Origin of the sequence: Tuberibacillus calidus DSM 17572 (assembly GCF_000430685.1) — a bacterium.
Classification (GTDB): domain Bacteria; phylum Bacillota; class Bacilli; order Bacillales; family Sporolactobacillaceae; genus Tuberibacillus; species Tuberibacillus calidus.
On record NZ_AUMM01000009.1, the window covers coordinates 20,904 to 38,374 of the forward strand.

At 43.9% G+C, this 17,471-nt stretch carries 19 protein-coding genes; 11 read left to right on the forward strand and 8 right to left on the reverse strand.

From position 1 onward, the window contains the following. Positions 1 to 31: 31 nt before the first annotated feature. Genes H532_RS0103185 through H532_RS0103195 form a run of 3 tightly spaced genes read right to left on the reverse strand, consistent with a single transcriptional unit; the run spans position 32 to position 2,463 of the window. Positions 32 to 226 (reverse strand): FeoB-associated Cys-rich membrane protein, encoded by a 195-nt coding sequence (locus H532_RS0103185; RefSeq protein ID WP_027724283.1) that lies wholly within the window; start codon positions 224 to 226, stop codon positions 32 to 34. Between the two features lie 18 nt (positions 227 to 244). Then, positions 245 to 2,236, reverse strand: coding sequence for a ferrous iron transport protein B (gene feoB, locus H532_RS0103190; protein ID WP_027724284.1), 1,992 nt, complete (start codon positions 2,234 to 2,236; stop codon positions 245 to 247). Next, positions 2,236 to 2,463 carry a FeoA family protein gene (locus H532_RS0103195; protein ID WP_027724285.1) on the reverse strand — a complete coding sequence of 76 codons (228 nt, stop codon included), beginning with the start codon at positions 2,461 to 2,463 and terminating at the stop codon, positions 2,236 to 2,238. The genes feoB and H532_RS0103195 overlap by 1 nt, the downstream gene beginning before the upstream one ends. A gap of 296 nt (positions 2,464 to 2,759) precedes the next feature. On the opposite strand from H532_RS0103195, the gene H532_RS0103200 reads away from it, so the two are divergent. From H532_RS0103200 to H532_RS19410, 3 genes are all read left to right on the forward strand, one after another. After that, positions 2,760 to 3,734: a DUF3231 family protein gene (locus H532_RS0103200; protein WP_027724286.1), complete on the forward strand. Its 975-nt coding sequence runs from the start codon at positions 2,760 to 2,762 to the stop codon at positions 3,732 to 3,734. A gap of 308 nt (positions 3,735 to 4,042) precedes the next feature. Beyond that, the gene (locus tag H532_RS19405) at positions 4,043 to 4,453 is read left to right on the forward strand and encodes an Hsp20/alpha crystallin family protein (protein WP_051263104.1); all 411 of its coding nucleotides are present in this window, start codon (positions 4,043 to 4,045) and stop codon (positions 4,451 to 4,453) included. 43 nt (positions 4,454 to 4,496) lie between these two features. Continuing rightward, positions 4,497 to 4,928, forward strand: a complete 432-nt coding sequence (locus tag H532_RS19410; RefSeq protein WP_051263105.1) for a hypothetical protein — start codon at positions 4,497 to 4,499, stop codon at positions 4,926 to 4,928. 10 nt (positions 4,929 to 4,938) lie between these two features. Here the strand turns inward: H532_RS19410 and H532_RS0103215 are convergent, their stop codons facing one another. The 3 genes from H532_RS0103215 to H532_RS0103225 all read right to left on the reverse strand — a co-directional run bounded on the left by H532_RS0103215 (position 4,939) and on the right by H532_RS0103225 (position 6,608). After that, entirely contained in the window at positions 4,939 to 5,145 is a 207-nt protein-coding gene (locus tag H532_RS0103215; protein WP_027724287.1) for a hypothetical protein, read from the reverse strand. 87 nt (positions 5,146 to 5,232) lie between these two features. Next, the gene (locus H532_RS0103220) at positions 5,233 to 6,057 is read right to left on the reverse strand and encodes an alpha/beta fold hydrolase (protein ID WP_051263106.1); all 825 of its coding nucleotides are present in this window, start codon (positions 6,055 to 6,057) and stop codon (positions 5,233 to 5,235) included. Between the two features lie 266 nt (positions 6,058 to 6,323). Then, positions 6,324 to 6,608 carry a hypothetical protein gene (locus tag H532_RS0103225; protein ID WP_027724289.1) on the reverse strand — a complete coding sequence of 95 codons (285 nt, stop codon included), beginning with the start codon at positions 6,606 to 6,608 and terminating at the stop codon, positions 6,324 to 6,326. A 152-nt stretch (positions 6,609 to 6,760) separates the two neighbouring features. Between H532_RS0103225 and H532_RS0103230 the strand changes: the two genes are divergently transcribed. The 8 genes from H532_RS0103230 to H532_RS0103265 all read left to right on the forward strand — a co-directional run bounded on the left by H532_RS0103230 (position 6,761) and on the right by H532_RS0103265 (position 13,346). Further along, a complete protein-coding gene (locus tag H532_RS0103230) occupies positions 6,761 to 7,351 on the forward strand; it encodes a YkoP family protein (protein ID WP_027724290.1) in 591 nt (196 codons plus the stop codon). Positions 7,352 to 7,566: 215 nt separating this feature from the next. Beyond that, a complete protein-coding gene (locus tag H532_RS17700) occupies positions 7,567 to 7,815 on the forward strand; it encodes a hypothetical protein (RefSeq protein WP_038111407.1) in 249 nt (82 codons plus the stop codon). Next, positions 7,775 to 9,304, forward strand: a complete 1,530-nt coding sequence (locus tag H532_RS17705) for a spore germination protein (RefSeq protein ID WP_081412290.1) — start codon at positions 7,775 to 7,777, stop codon at positions 9,302 to 9,304. Before H532_RS17700 ends, H532_RS17705 begins: the two co-directional genes overlap by 41 nt. A gap of 26 nt (positions 9,305 to 9,330) precedes the next feature. Next, on the forward strand, positions 9,331 to 10,431 hold the full coding sequence (locus H532_RS0103245; protein ID WP_038111409.1) for a GerAB/ArcD/ProY family transporter: 1,101 nt from the start codon (positions 9,331 to 9,333) through the stop codon (positions 10,429 to 10,431). Then, complete coding sequence (locus H532_RS0103250; RefSeq protein ID WP_027724292.1) at positions 10,418 to 11,509, forward strand: Ger(x)C family spore germination protein; 1,092 nt, start codon at positions 10,418 to 10,420, stop codon at positions 11,507 to 11,509. Before H532_RS0103245 ends, H532_RS0103250 begins: the two co-directional genes overlap by 14 nt. A 218-nt stretch (positions 11,510 to 11,727) precedes the next feature. Further along, positions 11,728 to 12,183, forward strand: coding sequence for a hypothetical protein (locus tag H532_RS0103255; RefSeq protein WP_081412293.1), 456 nt, complete (start codon positions 11,728 to 11,730; stop codon positions 12,181 to 12,183). Positions 12,184 to 12,227: 44 nt separating this feature from the next. Then, positions 12,228 to 12,500: an alpha/beta-type small acid-soluble spore protein gene (locus tag H532_RS0103260; RefSeq protein WP_027724294.1), complete on the forward strand. Its 273-nt coding sequence runs from the start codon at positions 12,228 to 12,230 to the stop codon at positions 12,498 to 12,500. 234 nt (positions 12,501 to 12,734) lie between these two features. Further along, the gene (locus H532_RS0103265; protein ID WP_027724295.1) at positions 12,735 to 13,346 is read left to right on the forward strand and encodes a cell wall hydrolase; all 612 of its coding nucleotides are present in this window, start codon (positions 12,735 to 12,737) and stop codon (positions 13,344 to 13,346) included. 180 nt (positions 13,347 to 13,526) lie between these two features. Here the strand turns inward: H532_RS0103265 and H532_RS0103270 are convergent, their stop codons facing one another. Both H532_RS0103270 and H532_RS0103275 read right to left on the reverse strand, forming a co-directional pair. After that, entirely contained in the window at positions 13,527 to 15,317 is a 1,791-nt protein-coding gene (locus H532_RS0103270; protein ID WP_038111411.1) for an ABC transporter ATP-binding protein, read from the reverse strand. Next, on the reverse strand, positions 15,314 to 17,071 hold the full coding sequence (locus H532_RS0103275; RefSeq protein WP_027724297.1) for an ABC transporter transmembrane domain-containing protein: 1,758 nt from the start codon (positions 17,069 to 17,071) through the stop codon (positions 15,314 to 15,316). The genes H532_RS0103270 and H532_RS0103275 overlap by 4 nt, the downstream gene beginning before the upstream one ends. Between the last annotated feature and the right edge of the window lie 400 nt (positions 17,072 to 17,471).

Below are 17,471 nucleotides of genomic sequence, written 5' to 3' on the forward strand. Positions count from 1 at the left end.
GAAAAAAAGGCCGGCCATGCCGACCTTGTCGTTATTTTGTGTGATGTGTCGTGGAACTGAGAATCTGTTGTCTTTCTTCAAAACTGACGGCTGAGCACCCGGAATCACAGGAATCCTTCAGAGCACAGGCCGCACACCGCCCTTGGCGGCTTTTTTTGATGAATGAAATGACCATCCATGTCGCATAGGCAAAGATGAGGATGCCGAGCACGATGCTGATCAGCATTTTCGCTCCTCCTTTTGTTTAGAAAATCCAACGGCCTAAGATGTAAACGACATACGCGATAATATAGGCAGCAATAAAAGAATACGCGATAGAAAAGAGTGCTATTTTCGAGCTTCCGGTTTCTTTTTTTATGGCAGCAACCGTTGATAAACAAGGTGTATATAACAAAACAAATACCAAAAAGCTATAGGCCGCAAGCGGCGAAAAGTAGTGTGGCAAAAGCCCCGACAGCGTTACGCCCTTTGGAACAAAATAGAGGACGTTCATCGTGGAAACAACGACTTCTTTTGCCAGAAAACCTGTTATTAATGCCGACACCGCCTGCCAGCTGGCAAATCCGAGCGGAGCGAACAACGGAGCAAAGACGCTACTTACAATAGCCATAAAACTTTTATCGATGGGCACATCCATTCCCGACGGGCCAAAATAGGATAGAACCCAGATGAAAACCGTTCCTCCGAAAATAAACGTACCCGCTTTGCGGACAAATCCTTTCCCTTTGTCCCAAGTGCTTCGCAACAGCGATTTCAGCTGGGGAACATTATAAGGCGGTAAATCCATGATAAAGTAACTTTTTTCATTTTTTAAAAAGAAGGAAAATAGCTTGGCAATGAGTATAGCCACGACAATCCCGAGTACATAAAGTGAAAGCACGATCAGCGCTTGATGACGCTCAAAAAAGGCTGCAACAAACAGCGCGTAGACCGAAAGTCGGGCAGAACATGACATAAAAGGTGTGATGAGGATCGTCAGCAATCGCTCTTTTGGCTGCTCGATCGTTCGCGCTGCCATGACTGCCGGGACGTTACAACCGAAGCCGATGACCAACGGGATAAACGCTTTCCCATTTAAACCGATGAATTCCATCAGGCGATCCATCACCACGGCGACCCGCGCCATGTATCCCGAATCCTCAAGAAGCGAGATGAAAAAGAATAAAATAAATATTTGCGGAACGAAAACCAATACCCCACCGACACCGGCGATAATACCGTTCAAAATGACGGCTTTAATCAGCGGCACCGCTCCCATCGCGTCCAACGCTTTCTGAATCCCATCGGTGACCGGACCGGATAACCATTGGTCCAATAAGTCTGACATCGGGGTGCCAAGCCAATCAAATGTCAGTTGGAAAACAAGGAATAATAACAGTAAAAAAATAGGAATACCGAGAATACGGTGGGTGACAATACGATCTATAAATGCGGTGAATTTAAAGACTTCTTTTTCCTTTGTTAAAACGCATGTGTCCGCGATGACATCACGGATGTAGGCCATTTTTGTTTCATAAATGACATCATCGATCCGCTTTCCCGTCGTTTCTCTTAACACTTCATCGGCTTTCTGACGGATGCCGCGAAGTTCCGGAAACTTTTCATCGAGAAGGTCGCAAATCATGCCATTGTCATTCAAATATTGAACCAGCATCCAGCGACGAGGCGTGTCCCCTTTCTGTGCCATGACACTTTCCATCTCGCGTATGGCTGATTCAATCACCTCACCATAATTCAATGAAAAAGACGATGGGTGGTTCGTTGGTTCATTTTTCAAAAAATCGATGAGGTCTTGGCAGCCGTCTCCTTTTCTTGCGACGGTTGTAAAAACTTTAACGCCGAGCCGGTTACTGAGACGTTCTAGATTAATGGTCACGCGATGTCTTTTGGCTAAATCGACCATATTGAGTACAACGACGAGAGGTCTTCCCGTCTCCATTAGCTCTGTCGTCAAATAGAGGCTGCGTTCAAGTTGATCGGCATTTACGATGTTTAAAATTTGTTCCGCTTCGTTTTCAAGCAGGGCTAGTGAGGCTACCCGTTCATCTTTTGATAATGGGTTTAAGGAATAGACACCCGGCAAATCGATCAATGATCGATTCGTCTGTTTGATGCGCCCCACTTTTTTCTCAACGGTGACACCGCTCCAGTTTCCGACGTATTCATAGGACCCAGTTATATGATTAAATAGTGATGTTTTACCCGTGTTCGGGTTTCCGAACAAAGCGATGTCCATCAGACAAGTTCTCCCTTAATACATAGGGTATCTTTTTTGCGGATGCCAAATAATTGACCTTCGCATTCTAATAAACACGGCCCACCGAGTGGACAATAGCGGACAACTTTGACGCTTTTCCCCTCAAAGACACCCATTTCTTTTAGTCGGCGTCGCATTTGCGAATCCATATCGCCGAAATCCTCAATTCTCAACTTCTCATTGATCTTGACTTCGCTTAATTTCACGGCGCAAACTTCTCCTGACATTGAAACTCATTATCAATTAAATTTTATCATCCATAGGGATAAAGTAAAGCGAAAAATTTGACCTTTTTATGACCAAGTGATGAACGGAATGTCAGGCTCAGCTTGCTAATCGTCCTCGAGTGCCTTAATGACTCTTTTACTAGCCAATCCTTACTTCCCAGAACAATACTTCCCCGCTCAGGCATGATATAGCTGGCATCGCGTTTAAAACGTATAAATCGCATAAAAACGCAAACACTAGACGTATCATCTTCCCAGTATTCAAGGAGGCTTTTATGGTTGTACATCGGACCCGGCTAAGCAGTTCCGAATTGTCAGGCATCTGGCAAAGTTATCATGTGGAGACGATGGCTTATATTCTGACCAAATATTTTCTCCATTTTGCCGAAGATCCTGATATTCGCGCATTGCTTCATCAAGTAAAGGATTACCGCGAAGCGCAGCTTAACGAACTGAAAAATCTTTTTAACCGCGAACAAATCATCCTTCCTACTGGATATACCGAAGAAGACATCAACTATTCAGCACCCCGGCTTTTTTATGATCCGTTTGCCCTGAGCTTTGTCTATATGATGGCCCGCATCGATCTGATTAATTTGGCATTTATCACGGGCAATATTGTTCGCCGGGACATTTTGGAACTCTTCAAAACTTCGTTGAGCCATGCGTTTTCCACATATGAAAAAGCAACGGCCCTTATGCTCTCTAAAGGGCTTTATGACCGACCGCCAAGCATACCGTATCCGAAAAAAAACGAATTTGTCAAAGGCCTAAAATACCTGTTGAACGGCCGACCCATCAATGTGCTGGAACTCGGTGAAATCTCTTTTAATATTGAAAGAAACTATTTTTCCATTGTGCTATGTACAGCCCTGTCGCAAACCACCACTGATGAAGAAATAAAACAATATATATTGGATGGGAAAAAAATTTCCGAGAAACAGATAAAATTTTTTAATGAGGTGTTAATAAAAGAGGAGTTGCTTGGTAAATTCCCCATTCAGATGGATGTCACCGCAGGACAGCAATCTCCCTTTTCAGACCGTTTGATCATGGGGCTATTTACCGCCTTGAATACCATTGATATCACGCTGATCGGCCATGGCATGTCGCTGTTCATGAGAACTGACTTGCAGTTGAACTCAGCCAAATTCTTCACCGAAATTTTACAATATACTATCAAAGGCTTTCAGATTATGACAAAACGAAAATGGCTGGAGCAGCCGCCGCAAGATATTAAACGAACATGACCGTAAAAATAAAGAAAACTTGGTTCTGCGAAGCCTTTTAGGTGAGGCAGAGCATTAGTTACACTTATGCTAGCCTGAAAAAATTTTATACCCTCTTACCAGCGCTAAAACAAGGTTGACAAGTCTCCCTTTCTTGTCAACCTATTCTTATGCCTAATTTCAATATCAAAAGCGGATTGATCAATTCCCCGGAAGGATGAAGAAAGACAAGAGGAATGTATTTTTAGAAGGGAAAATAAAATGACAACAGCAGAAGCTTTAGGGGGTGTGTTCCGATTGATGTCGAGAAATTAAAACAATGGCTGGAAGTGGCTCAACAATTTCAAGGAAATGATTTTTGGAGCGCCCTTTTTGATCAATCAACCGAACAAAAACAGAAAGATACGAATAAAAGCCAAACCCGTCCGCAGGAGCCGGCCATCGATCTTTACCAAACCCCTACTGCTTGGGTTGTCGTCGCGGATTTACCCGGGGTCGACAAATCGGCCATCCGGCTAACCTTTACGGGCAACGCGATAACCATAAAAGGAGAAAACAAAAGGCCGTTCCAAGACGCAGAAGCACTTCATACCGAGCGCTTTTACGGTAGTTTTGAACGAACCATTCAACTGCCGGAGGCGACTAATATCACCGCACCCCATGCCACCTTTCATAACGGTGTTTTAACCATTCGCATTCCAAGAGAAACTCCTCCAGCCTATTCGATTGACATTGAATAGTCATGCACTTCTAAACAAATCTCACAATAAAGCGGGCGAAAACATGATCTTTGAGCGTTGGTTCCAACATCAATTGAATCATTCGGCCATTTTGCTGCGCCTGGAGAAAAAAATCACGGATATGGAAAAGCTTTTGGAGGCGCTTCAACAAAAGCCTCCATCCGAAAATCGTAAAGAGCAGGATCCGGCCAAACCTCCCATTATGATTGAATACCTTAATATAGAAAAAGTGAATATTGACCGCTATGAACAGAGCAATAATTTCGGAGCATTAGGTATAAAGACACTGGAAGGAAAGTTGAACATCGGGGCGAACTATGGGAATGGTGAAGTCGTTCCGAAAGAAATGCAAAAATGGTTTGAAGAAAAATTAAAAAACAACGCTGTGAAAAATCATCATAAAAAACAGGCTGGGGGAATAAAGTATTCACCTCCGAAGACAACCATTCGGCCGCGCTCCGGAGGTTCAACCTAGTGCAAATGTTTTAGCGATTTTCATGATGTTGCCCAACTTTATCTTTTTTACCGATGCGCTCCCCGGCTGCACCGATAAAAAATAAAATAATTGCGCCAAGCCATATGTAATCAATCGATGTCCATGCGCCATAGTTTTTAATCAAAACCACAATCGAAAAAATAATTAAAACGACGACGGCAAGACTTCCGATCAAGTTGAAAATCTTTTTACCCATGATGACCTCCAACGCTTTTCGGTTCCTATGTTTTACTCCCCTACTATAAAAATAGTAATCGAATGCCTGGCTTTTGTCTAATCTGGCTTATTTTGATTCGGAGAGAAAAGCGCGCACGGCCTCGGCGACTTCATCGGGCCTCTCCTCCGGCAACAAATGCCCTGTATCTGGAAAAATTTTTAGTTCAGCATGCGGCAAGTCTTTCGCAAATCGCTCCCCGACAGAAACAGGTACGATGCGATCCTCTTTACCCCAGAGCAATAACACCGGCTGTGAAATCGTCCGAACCAACTCCGAAGGTAAATCCCCTTCCCGATGCCGAATAAAACGGACAAAAGAACGATAAAAGGCTGGATCTTTCAGTGGCTCTAAATACCCTTCCATCATTTCTTTATTTATAATGTTTTTATTATAAGTGACATTCACAAATTCCTGGATCACATCTTTTTTATAAAAATAAAGCCTTAATAAATAATGGAAATACGGCAAATAACTGAGGCGGACGATGGAGCGCTTGACCGGCCCCATGTAGCCAGCGGCAGCGAGACCTATGACTTTACGGATGCGCTTTGGGTCAAGCCGCGCCGCTTGTAAGGCGATTTGCCCACCCATTGAGTGACCGATGACCACCGCCTCGTGGATACCGAGGGCATCCATCAAGTGGACGATGAGTTGACCGTAATTGCGGAGCGAATACGTAAAAGTCAGCGATTTTTCGCTTTTTCCAAACCCCGGCAAATCCAAAGCAAAGATCGGGTAATCCTTTTTTAGTCGAGGGACGAGGCTGCGAAAACTAAAACAGGATGATAAATACCCGTGAATCATGATTAATGCCGGCATCTTGGTTTCCAGAGGCTTTCCATGATGTTCATAGTAAATTTGAACACCATCGACGTAAATTTTCTCTCCCATCATGCCACCTGCTTTATTCGTTTTCTTACTATCATATCCCAAAAGATGCCATGCAATAAAGACCCTAGTTCCACCAAGCCTTAATCAGCGTAGGGTGTATCAAAGTTGCCCTTAAACGAGCCTAAAAAAATTTTAAACGATCTTACTACTATAAGGAAAAAAGCCTTTATTCTTATTTAAACATCACCTTTCTTCCAATTTGATTCAGGATATGAAAAAGGGGACTCAAAGCGGTTTTGCCCGGTCTTTTGAGTCCACCACAAAAATTAATGAATTTGTTTACAAGCTCGCGCGGCTTGATCGATCGCATTGTGAGTTTGACTGTCATCCTGATTTTGATTTTCCGCCGCTCTCCGTGCCTGTTCCACCGCGTTTTTTGCATCGCGCACTTGTTGCATTCGCGCGGGATCTTTTGAACCTTCCGCATGCCTCAACGCTTCATCAAGCAAGCGCTCCGCTTCAGCAAGATGCCCCGCGGCTTGACTGGGATCATTCCAAGCATCGGTAACGCAACGGATGGCTTCGTCGACACATTGACGATATTCACTCAATCTAAAATCCCTCCTCAAGTTAATCAATACCAACATTCGTTTTTATATTAAACCTCTCCCTTCCGTTTCATGCACTCGCAATTTTTTCTTTGTCTTGTCTATATATGGTATAATATTGACGATGATTCCCAGAAGACAAGGGAGCGACATGTATGCGGGAGAAAAGTCCAATTAAAGGTGCGCGGAAATGGATTCTTTTTCTCTATTCGGGTTGGGAACGGCTCTATTATCGCCTCCATAAGGTCGAAGCCGATCATGCGGAAGACATCCTGTACATACGTCCAATGACTTATAAAGGGCCGCCCATCCCGCTCGATGATGGCACGGTGATTCAAGCTGGCGACCGCGTACTCCAACTTCATTTCAATAATAAAATGTTGATTGAAGCATCCTTTCATGCCAAAAACACGATGCAGATGATTACCTCTCTCCTTCGCGTTTTAAAATCGACCCTCCAGCGGCTTGGTGAAAAATTGGAATCCGACACCTATAAAGATATCAAAGGCATGTATGGGGTGAGCTTGATGCACCGCGGGGCGACTCAATTCGGTTTTTCGGTGATCGAGCTGCCCGATGGCTTATCCAAACGGTATCAACACTTCTACCTTAGAATGCTGATGGCGATCATGCATCCGAACGGTAAAGAACGTCTAAAACAAAAAACCGATCTATTAACCCCAAAAATCGTCGCCGCAAGCCGTGAAACCTTCCTTCAACACGTTCGGCAAGATAAAACATCCTAACCGTTAAGGTTAGGATGTTTTTTATACTGGAAAGAAAGTCTTTTTTGGCCAGCTTAAGGTGCTCTGCCAAGTTTTTTATAAACGGACGAAATACATGTTTTTACCCAACTTGGTTATCCTATCCTTTAGACGTTTTCACATTTCGGAGATCCCACACCGTTTTATCACTTTATCAGCAGGGCAAACGGATGAGTTCTGCCAAAAGGTGGAATGAAATGAAATTACATCTGACCGTTCTAAGTTTCGTTCCTTTATTGATCTTGTTCTTTGTTTTTGTCTTGTTCCGAATTACTGTAATGTCTAACCTGCTCATGGTCTTAATGATTTTATGGCTAATGATCATGCCCTTTATTTTTCTTTATGTCGGGTTGATCGTGGAAAGCCGAGAATCGAAGAAAAAGGTTAACGAAGGGAATGCGGGCCATGCTGTTCAGAAGGAAAAACAAAACCAACAACAACAATAACAAAAACGGCCATAAGCTACTCTCGCGTGCTGAAAGAGCCAAATCCCTTAGCGACTTTTTTTCCATGATGGAAGAGTCCAAGGATTTCGTCTCAAGTGATCACAAACTAAAACACATGACCGTTCGCATCTCTTATTTAAATCCAATGGTTGATCCCAAATCCATTCGTCGGGATATTTTGCCATATCTTATATCTTGCGATGCTACGAAATTAGAAGACCTCGTGCACTATCTTCCTTTCGTGTCGATTACTCATACGAAAGATGTTGAACAAATTAAAGAAAAATTATTAAAGGGCTTTATTCTCATTCAAAAACATAAAGAGGACCCAGACGGCTTATTGCTGGAGTTGACAGCCCAACACGGACGGCAAGTGACACCACCGGAAGTCGAATTTAGCGTCATCGGTCCGAAAACCGCTTTTGTCGAATCACTCGATACGAATATCGCATTGATTCGTAAGCTTCTTCCCATACCAAATTTTAAAGTAAAAGAAATGAGCGTGGGAAAAGTCACAAAAACAAAAGTGGCAGTCATATATATCGACGGCATCGCTAATCGCGAAAATGTCAATACTTTAACGCAGCGGCTTAAAGACATCGAGTACGACAATATCATCGACAGCTCGTTTCTTGTGCAAATGCTCTCAGATAATAAGCATTCCCCCTTCCCCCAACTCGTGGATACGGAACGCCCTGACCGGGTGGTGTCAGCGCTCATCGAAGGGAAGGTCGCGTTTATTTTGGATGGTTCACCTTTCGTCATTATGGGGCCGACGACCATTATGGAATTCTTTACAGCTTTTGATGACTACGCCCTTGTCTGGTATCTCGCGTCGTTCTTCCGATTAGTTCGCCTTGGTTCCGTCGCCTTTTCGGTTTTCGCCACACCGCTTTATGTCGCGGTGTTAACGTATCATTATCAACTCATACCGCAAGATTTAATAGGGACTTTGATCTCATCGCGCATGGGTGTGCCCTTTCCGCCCATCATTGAAGCATTGCTGATGGAGCTGACGATTGAGGTGCTGCGTGAAGCCGGGGTAAGACTTCCGACCAAGGTCGGTCAAACGATCGGTATCGTTGGCGGTATCGTTATTGGTACAGCCTCAGTTCAAGCCAACTTGACGAGCAATGTGTTGCTTATTTTAATTGCCATGGCGGCGCTAGCCTCATTTACGACGCCAAATTATAAGATGAACAATACCGTTCGCCTTTTGCGCTTTCCGTTTCTCATAGCCGCCGGGTTTTTCGGTATGATCGGCATTGCTGCGGTATTTGCGATTCTTGTCGCGCATTTGTTAAAACTCACATCACTCGGCCGACCCTATATTGAACCGTTTTACCCGCTACGCCTGAGCGACCTGAAAGATGCGTTTGTCCGCTTGCCTTACAGCCAACAAGGCCAACGCCCGCTCTTACAAAGGCCCGTTGACAGTGGGCGCGTCAACACTTGGCGTGCCAATTTTAAGTATGACATTGACGAATAAAGTACAAGCAAATGGGAGTGAGGGCAATGCCTGTCAAAGTTCCCGAAAACCGTCAAGTTTCACCATATTTTATGTTATTCATCATATACGGGATACAAGTCGGGATCTTCGTATTGTCCTATGAACGGGTTCTTGCTAAAGAAATCGGAAATGATGGCTGGATCACCATTTTGATCTCAGGGATTCTTATGGAAGTCATCCTTTGGATGGTGTATCGCGTTCTTGAAAAAAACGGCGGGGATCTCATCGACATCCATAAAGAGCTGTTCGGTAAATGGCTCGGCGGCCTTTTTTCTGTCATTTTCTCCCTTTATTTTTTGACCATGAGTTTGGTCGTCATGCGCACCTATGCAGAAATTGTTCAAGTTTGGATGTTCCCGCATCTTTCCTATTTTGCGATCGCCGGAATGGTCGGGGGGACAGCCTATACTTTCGTATCGGGCGGATTTCGCAGTATTATGGGGATCTGTCTTTTAAGCATTGTTTATTCTACCCCGCTTTTTATCTCCTTGTTTTTTCCGCTTCCGTATGTGCACTATGAAAATCTTTTGCCGATGTTTCATCATTCACCACTGGCGATCATTTCTGCGGCACATCAAATGATATTAAATTTCATCGGTTTTGAAGTGCTGTTTCTAGCCTATCCATTCATAAAACAACCGAAAAAGGCAAAAAAATGGGGCTATTACGCCATCTATTTGACAACCATGTTATATATTCTGCTTTTTATCATCACGATTCTTTATTATCCAAGAAGACAATTGAAAGGCATTTTATGGCCGACCATCGAGATATGGAAAATCGTCGATCTCCCTTTTATGGAGCGGTTTGAATACATCGGTATCACCATTTGGTTTTTTACGATTCTGCCGAATATCGCCCTCTCTTTATGGGCTGCCTCCCGCGGTTTTAAACGGGTATTTAATATTAACCAGCGGATCACTGCCATATTAATGAGCATTTTGATTTATGTCATTGGTTTTTTTCTAAACAGCCGTGACGACATCGACTTACTCAATGCAATATTATCCAACATCGGTTTCGGGTTCCTCTGCGGTTATGTGCCATTTTTGTTCGTTTTACAATCCATCGTGTACAAGGTGAAGAAACGAAATGGAAAAACTTAAACGGATGGCTGTCGCGCTATCGAGTCTGTTGTTACTTGTCGGTTGTGAACAGCCGAAAGTGGTTGATGATATTCGAATCGTCCAGGCCCTCGGCTATGACTACTATGATGAATCGCATATTTTGGGGACGATCACGACCCCCATTTACGCACATACCGGGGGTAGCGGTCAGGTGCAGGCGACTGCGGACACTTATTCCGTTGTCAGTCATATCGGACGGACACTGAATACTTTGCTGGAATCTCGATCAGAATTTCCACTTGAAATTGGGAAATTGTTAGTGATCTTATACGGAAAAGATTTAGCAAAGGGCGGGCTTTTCCCGTACATTGATGTCGTGAATCGGAATCCAGATGTCGGGCGTACCATCAGTTTGGCTGTCGTGGACGGACGGGCCGAGACAATTTTAAATCATAAATTTACAACCGATCAATTGGTATCCGCCTATTTAAACGATTTGATTCAACATAACACAAAAGCCAGTTTTCCAAAAAATAATTTGCATGAATTTTTATACAGTTATTTCGGGGACGGCATGGATCCGTTCATGCCTTTACTAAAATTAAAACAACACCATGTAGAAATTGAGGGCATTGCCTTATTTAAAGGTGATAACTACGTCGATTATCTGCCTTTCGAATACGCTTATCCTTTTAAAATGATGTTTGAATCCTTTAATGATGGATCCTATGAAGTGCCCATCAACCGAAACCATTATATGTCCATTACCAATATTTCATCAAAAGTCGATTACAAAGTGGAAAACGCTTCCTCCAACAGGCCCATTATCTATATCAATGTAAAGGAAAAAGGTTTTTTACGCGAATCGAGTTCAACGATGCAGCCAAAACAAAACATCAAAGAAATTGAAAGAATCATGGAACGTACTTTAGAAAGAGAAGGCAATCAAATTCTTGAGATGTTAAAAAAGTTGGGGGTGGACCCTTTAAGACTCGGCGACAAGGTGCGTTCTTATGATCGGGGCTGGAGTGAAGAAAAATGGCGTGCCATATATCCGCATGTTACTGTAAAATTAGATGTCCGAACCACACTGGCGCAAACAGGGATTATTGAATAGTCACCCACCTTTATGAGAGGAAAATGAACGACTCTTTTACCTTTTGCAAAGAAAACACGTTTCGGGCAAGTTTTTTGCGGCTTGCCCATCGTTTTTTTGAGAAGATATTTTTCATCTACAATTTTTTACATTAGACCGCCCAAAGGAATATTTCGGAAGTGCTGAACCCATACTAATAAAAAAGATCATTATGCAAAGGATCAGTTACCGTGAAAAGAATGGAGCGTCTTTTATGGTCGATCGCCTTTCCCGGATTTGGACAACTTCTCAATCGCCAATTCCTGAAAGGAATTCTTTTTATTTTTTTGGAACTTATCGTTAATTACAAAGCCAATTTTAACCAAATCATCGCTTATAGCTTTCAAGGCGATTATGATCGCGCATTGGCGGAAGCCCATATCAATTGGCTTTTGTTTTATCCATGTCTTTATTTTTTCTCGATGTGGGATGCCTATAAAAACGCCGGCGAGCCCGTCTCACGGTTTACGTACCTTCCCTTTGTTTTTTCAGCCTATTTTGTGACTTGGGGTTTAATGGTTTCATCAAAACCTCTTTCACCTTGGTCGCAGATTGGCCCTGTATTTTTCCCGATGCTCTGTGTTATCCCGGGTGTGTTGATCGGCCTTATTTTAAAATGGATTTGTGAAAAAATATGGAAAAATCCGGTTCATTAATCCCCTCCTGAACAGGGCATCATAAAGGAAGAGGGGGATGTGTCATGTCAAGCAACGCTTCCTTGGTTCCAAATGCCAAACAAGGTTTACGGCATCTGGAAGGCAAAGTGATGAAAGAAAAAGGCTATACCGTGGACCCGGTCCACCCAGAAAATGTTAAGTATGAAGTCGCTTCCGACTTGGGGATTCCACTGTCACAAGGGTATAACGGTAACCTCACAGCCAAAGATGCTGGAAAGGTTGGCGGCACAATTGGCGGGCCGATGGTGAAAGAAATGATTAAAATGGCCCAACAAAGCATGTTTCGCAAAAAATAACAGCTTAAAATTAACGGTAATGTCCGGGGCCACCCCAACACCACATGTGACCGTGGCGGGAGTCGCCCCCTTTTTATGGTTTTCTTGTTTGGAAAATGGTTCGATTCGATTAACTATGTCTCTAAAGTTTTTTACATATATAACAGCTTATGTAAACTTTGTTATCCATACTTAATGGCGCCAACGCCCAGCGTTTAGTGTGGACAAACGTAAGGTATAAGCGGGTGATGCAAAATGAACTTGAAGAAAAAATGGATATCGGGAGCTCTCGCCATTGCGCTACTCCTCCCGGCTTCAACCTCTTTAGCGTACACGGCAAAACCGGGAGATTCGCTATGGTCGATTGCCTTATCGCATAACCTTACGCTCCATCAAATCATCAACATGAATCCGCAAATCGAGCATCCCGACAAAATCATGATCGGTGAAGCCATTCATATAGATAAAAAACACGTTGCCAAAAAAGCGGAGAAAAAGACTGCCAAAAAAATTTCAAAAGCTGACCGCAAATTATTGGCGCAACTTGTGCACGCCGAAGCAGGTGGAGAACCATTTGCCGGCAAAGTCAAAGTGGCCAAAGTCGTGCTTAACCGCGTATCAAGTCCCGAGTTTCCCGACACGATCCGCGGCGTGATTATGGAGCCAAAACAATTTACACCTGTTAAAACAGGTGCGATTCACAATACCCCTTCCGATTCGGATTATCAGGCGGTAGACGAAGCGGTGCAGACGAAAGGCAAACACGACGGATCTTTGTATTTCTATAACCCATCCGTTGTCCCGCATTCGTGGCTCCAATCCAAGCCGACAACAGAAGTGATCGGCCACCATGTTTTTAAAAAATAAAAAATGCTTACGGGTTTACTACAGGCGTGCAAAAAATCATAATCAATGAAAGCTTGGCTCCGACTCAACTTTAGGTGAAGACGGAGCCAAGTGCCCTTATGCTGGCCTGGTTAAAAAGCCAGTGCAAACCCTTTACGCGATGGCAGGCCTAGATATTTATGGTGTCACACAGCCTTTATATCATTTAGTTAAAGCCACACCGTTATCGCCTTGTTGCAAGACATACATTTTATGGTATAGGCCACGTAAAGCCAAAAGTTCCTCGTGCGTCCCGCGCTCAACAATTTCTCCATGATGCAACACCAAAATTTGATCGGCATCGCGTATTGTTGACAAACGGTGGGCAATGGCTATCGTCGTCCGCCCTTTCCGCATTTTTTGCAAAGCATTTTGAATGGCTTCTTCAGTCTCCGTATCAACGCTCGCCGTCGCTTCGTCAAGAACTAAAATTTTCGGATGGATCGCCATTGTCCTGGCAAATGACAATAACTGACGTTGACCGCTGGATAGTGTCGCTCCCCTTTCACCAATCGCTTCCTCATACTGGTTAGGTAATTGCCGGATAAAAGCATCGGCTTGCACGAATTCCGCAGCCTCAATTATCGTTTCATCATCAATGGACGTATTTCCTAGACGAATGTTGCTTTTGATGTCGCCGACAAATAGAAACGGATCTTGCAAGACGAGTCCAATATTCTTGCGCAATGTTTCGTTATCAAATGCTTCCAAAGGTGTGCCATCAATCGTAATCGTCCCTTTTGTCACGGGATAAAAGCGCATCAATAAATTGATAATCGTGCTCTTTCCACTTCCAGTATGACCGACAAGCGCCACGGTTTCACCCGGACGCGCTGTAAAACTGATATTTTTTAATACATCGGTTTTCCCGTCATAGGAAAAAGAGACGTTTTTATATTCAATCGCGCCTTCTGTGATGCGGGGATGGCCTTCTCCTACTTTCTTCGGCTCCATCCGCTCTTCATCTAGCAATCCAAAAACGCGCTCTGCCGCAATCATCGCCTGTTGAAAGCGTGTTAATTGCACCATCATTTGGTTGATCGGCTCAAAAAAGCGATCCAAGTAGTTTAAAAAGGCATAAAGCACGCCGATTTGGACGACTCCCGCAATGGAGGTCACACCAAAAAAACAAAGCACAATGATCACAGACAATAAGTAAACGGAATAAACCGCCGGCCGGAGCAACAAACTGTTCAGCTTGATGCTGCCTCTTTCAGCCATATAAAGCTCCTGATTGATCCGACCGAATTCTGTTTTCATCCGTTTTTCTTGCCGCATCGCTTGAATGATGTTCATGCCTTGCAGCGATTCATTCAACTTAGCATTCAGTTCGCTGATTTTTTTACGAGCCCGTCGATAGATGCGGGAACTGTATCGGCGGTAAACGACCATTAACAAAATAATTAAGGGGAAAATAGCTAAGCAGAATGCACCGAGTCGGACATCCAAAATAAACATGCCGATAAAGGTTCCCGCCATCATGACAATGCCTTGGACAAAGGTCGAAAGCACCGTGACGTACATGTCTTTAATCGCCTCGGTATCATTCGTGATGCGGGAAACAAGACTACCACCAGGAGTCTGGTCAAAAAACGTCATGCCGAGATGTTGCACTTTCCCAAAGACATCAACGCGCAGTTGCTGGACAATATTTAAAGCAATTTTTTGGAACATTACGAGCTGCAAGTACTTTAAAACGACTGAAATGGCGTATAAAAGTAGAAACGATACAGCCAAGGCTACGAGTGGTCCAGTAACAAAATGGCGCGGTGCTAAATACTCATCAATATAGATTTTCATTATAATCGGTCCGAGTATATCTGCCCCCGTCCCAAGAAACAACATGAGAAAGGCTACGATTAGCGCTTTTTTGTGCGGCTTAGCATATTTTAATAGCCTCGGTAAAACACGCTTTTGCGTCAATTTCTCGGTGTGAAATGCTTCTGTCGTCATTCCGCCTTCCCCCCTTGTTCAACGAGCGATTCCAACTGCTGGCGTTGGTACATCGTTTGATACCATCCCCCAAGCCGCATTAACTCATCATGCGTGCCGCGTTCGACAATCCGCCCATTATCTAACACCAAAATGAGGTCCGCATGTTGTACCGCACTCATCCTGTGGGCGGCAATCAATGTCGTTTTATCCCCGCGCGTCGCCTTTAACGACCGCAAAATCGCCTCCTCCGTATCCGCATCCACCGCAGATAAAGAATCATCCAAAATCATGATTTCGGGTTCAATCAAAAGCGCCCTGGCGATCGAAATCCGCTGCTTTTGACCGCCTGACAGCGTCACCCCTCGCTCACCAACCATTGTCTGATAGCCATCCGGAAAACCGATAATGTCATCATGAATGCGGGCTAGTTTCGCCACTTCTTCAATTTCCTCCTGCGTCGCCTCCGGACGGGCAAAGGCAATGTTTTCGGCAATCGTTGCCGAGAACAAGAAATGGTCCTGCGGGACGTAACCGATTGTCTCACGAAGCCGGTCGAGTTTATATTCCGTAATCGGCCGACCGCCAATCGCAATGGTACCGTCTTGGACATCGAATTCCCTGAGCAAAATTTTCAACAACGTCGTTTTCCCACTTCCGGTTTTCCCGACGACGCCAACCGTTTTTCCTTTTGGCAAGTTAAAATGAATGTCACATAAAGCAGGTTGTTGGCTTTCCGGATAGGTAAAGGTGGAAATCGCATAGGAAATATCGCCAGCTGGTTTCACATCAATAGCCTTATCATGATCACAGATCTCCGGTTTTTCCGCCAAAAGTTTTTGGATGCGATCATACGAAGCGTGGCCGCGTTCGACGATATTAAATAAAAATCCGAAAGCAAGCATCGGCCAAACAAACTGCCCTAGGTATAAGGTGAAACTCGTCAGTTCACCAATGGTCATCGAACCTTTAACCACAAACATGGATCCGAAAACAAGAGATAAGAAATAGGAAATCATGACGATAAAGGTAATCGTCGGATCAAATAAGGCATCAATTTTGGCGACGGCGATATTTTTTTGGACCACATCGGCAGATAATCGACGAAAAGCTGCTTTTTCCGCTTCCTCCTGCCCAAACGCTTTGATGACCCTCACGCCCGAAATGTTTTCTTGAACTTTATCGTTCAAATCCGAAAATGCCGCTTGCGCGAGATGAAAACGCTCATGAAGCATCGACCCGTAGCGGCTCGTTGCCCATACCATAAACGGCATCGGTAGTAAGGCAATCACTGTCAAAATGGGATTGATGAGCACGGCCATCGCAAAGATGACCATGGCTCCCATCGTGATCGAGTCGATTAATGTCAAAATCCCATCCCCGGCGGCATCTTCCACCGCGCGGATATCGTTTGTGGCATGGGCCATTAAATCACCAATCCGCCGTTTGTGATAAAAATTCGGTGATAATCGGGTGAATAAATCATACAGTTGATTTCTTAAGAGTCGCGACAATCGTACAGCCGCCCCGAAAATAAATTGCCTCCACGCATACCCCGTACCGTAATAGATAATACCGACGGCAATCAGAAACCCGATCCACTTAACAAGGAGGATGCCCGTCAAATGATGAGTGCGGATATCATCCACAATGATACCGATGACATATGGCGGTATTAAGCTGAGAAAGCTAGAAGCCATTAAGAACAGAATGCCTAAAATATAACTACGCTTTTCTTTTTTGAAATACCAAAACAGATTCAAAAACAATCGCATATTCATCCCCCCATTTACCCTAAAAAAACAAAGAAACGCCATGGAAACCCCATGGCGCAAAAGTCACCTAAATGATCAATCGGTTAAAGCATTCTATATGCCAGTGATGGGGATTCCCGGATTTCGTCGTTTGTTGTTATGTAAAATGTTCATAGTAATCCCCTCTTTTCTCCGATTAGGAATGCTTTAACAATTATAAATAATCCTGATTCTATTTGTAAAGCATTTTTTTGCATCAATTTTTACGCTCAACTTTGTCTTTAAAGAAAATATGGCTCCGCGAAGTTTTCGAGGCAAATGCGAAACCTTAGTTGCCCTAATGTTGCCCTCGTTAAAAGCCAGTGCAAGCCTTTTGGTGTAGGCAGAGCCTTAGTGGCATGCAACATGGACTGGAGGACAA

Coding starts and splice junctions, on each gene's coding strand:
- H532_RS0103185 (WP_027724283.1), bottom strand. CDS start 226: ATGCTGATCAGCATCGTGCTCGGCATCCTCATCTTTGCCTATGCGACA.
- feoB (WP_027724284.1), bottom strand. CDS start 2,236: ATGGACATCGCTTTGTTCGGAAACCCGAACACGGGTAAAACATCACTA.
- H532_RS0103200 (WP_027724286.1), top strand. CDS start 2,760: ATGGTTGTACATCGGACCCGGCTAAGCAGTTCCGAATTGTCAGGCATC.
- H532_RS19410 (WP_051263105.1), top strand. CDS start 4,497: ATGATCTTTGAGCGTTGGTTCCAACATCAATTGAATCATTCGGCCATT.
- H532_RS0103215 (WP_027724287.1), bottom strand. CDS start 5,145: ATGGGTAAAAAGATTTTCAACTTGATCGGAAGTCTTGCCGTCGTCGTT.
- H532_RS0103220 (WP_051263106.1), bottom strand. CDS start 6,057: ATGGGAGAGAAAATTTACGTCGATGGTGTTCAAATTTACTATGAACAT.
- H532_RS0103230 (WP_027724290.1), top strand. CDS start 6,761: ATGCGGGAGAAAAGTCCAATTAAAGGTGCGCGGAAATGGATTCTTTTT.
- H532_RS17700 (WP_038111407.1), top strand. CDS start 7,567: ATGAAATTACATCTGACCGTTCTAAGTTTCGTTCCTTTATTGATCTTG.
- H532_RS17705 (WP_081412290.1), top strand. CDS start 7,775: ATGCTGTTCAGAAGGAAAAACAAAACCAACAACAACAATAACAAAAAC.
- H532_RS0103245 (WP_038111409.1), top strand. CDS start 9,331: ATGCCTGTCAAAGTTCCCGAAAACCGTCAAGTTTCACCATATTTTATG.
- H532_RS0103250 (WP_027724292.1), top strand. CDS start 10,418: ATGGAAAAACTTAAACGGATGGCTGTCGCGCTATCGAGTCTGTTGTTA.
- H532_RS0103255 (WP_081412293.1), top strand. CDS start 11,728: ATGGAGCGTCTTTTATGGTCGATCGCCTTTCCCGGATTTGGACAACTT.
- H532_RS0103260 (WP_027724294.1), top strand. CDS start 12,228: ATGTCAAGCAACGCTTCCTTGGTTCCAAATGCCAAACAAGGTTTACGG.
- H532_RS0103265 (WP_027724295.1), top strand. CDS start 12,735: ATGAACTTGAAGAAAAAATGGATATCGGGAGCTCTCGCCATTGCGCTA.
- H532_RS0103270 (WP_038111411.1), bottom strand. CDS start 15,317: ATGACGACAGAAGCATTTCACACCGAGAAATTGACGCAAAAGCGTGTT.
- H532_RS0103275 (WP_027724297.1), bottom strand. CDS start 17,071: ATGCGATTGTTTTTGAATCTGTTTTGGTATTTCAAAAAAGAAAAGCGT.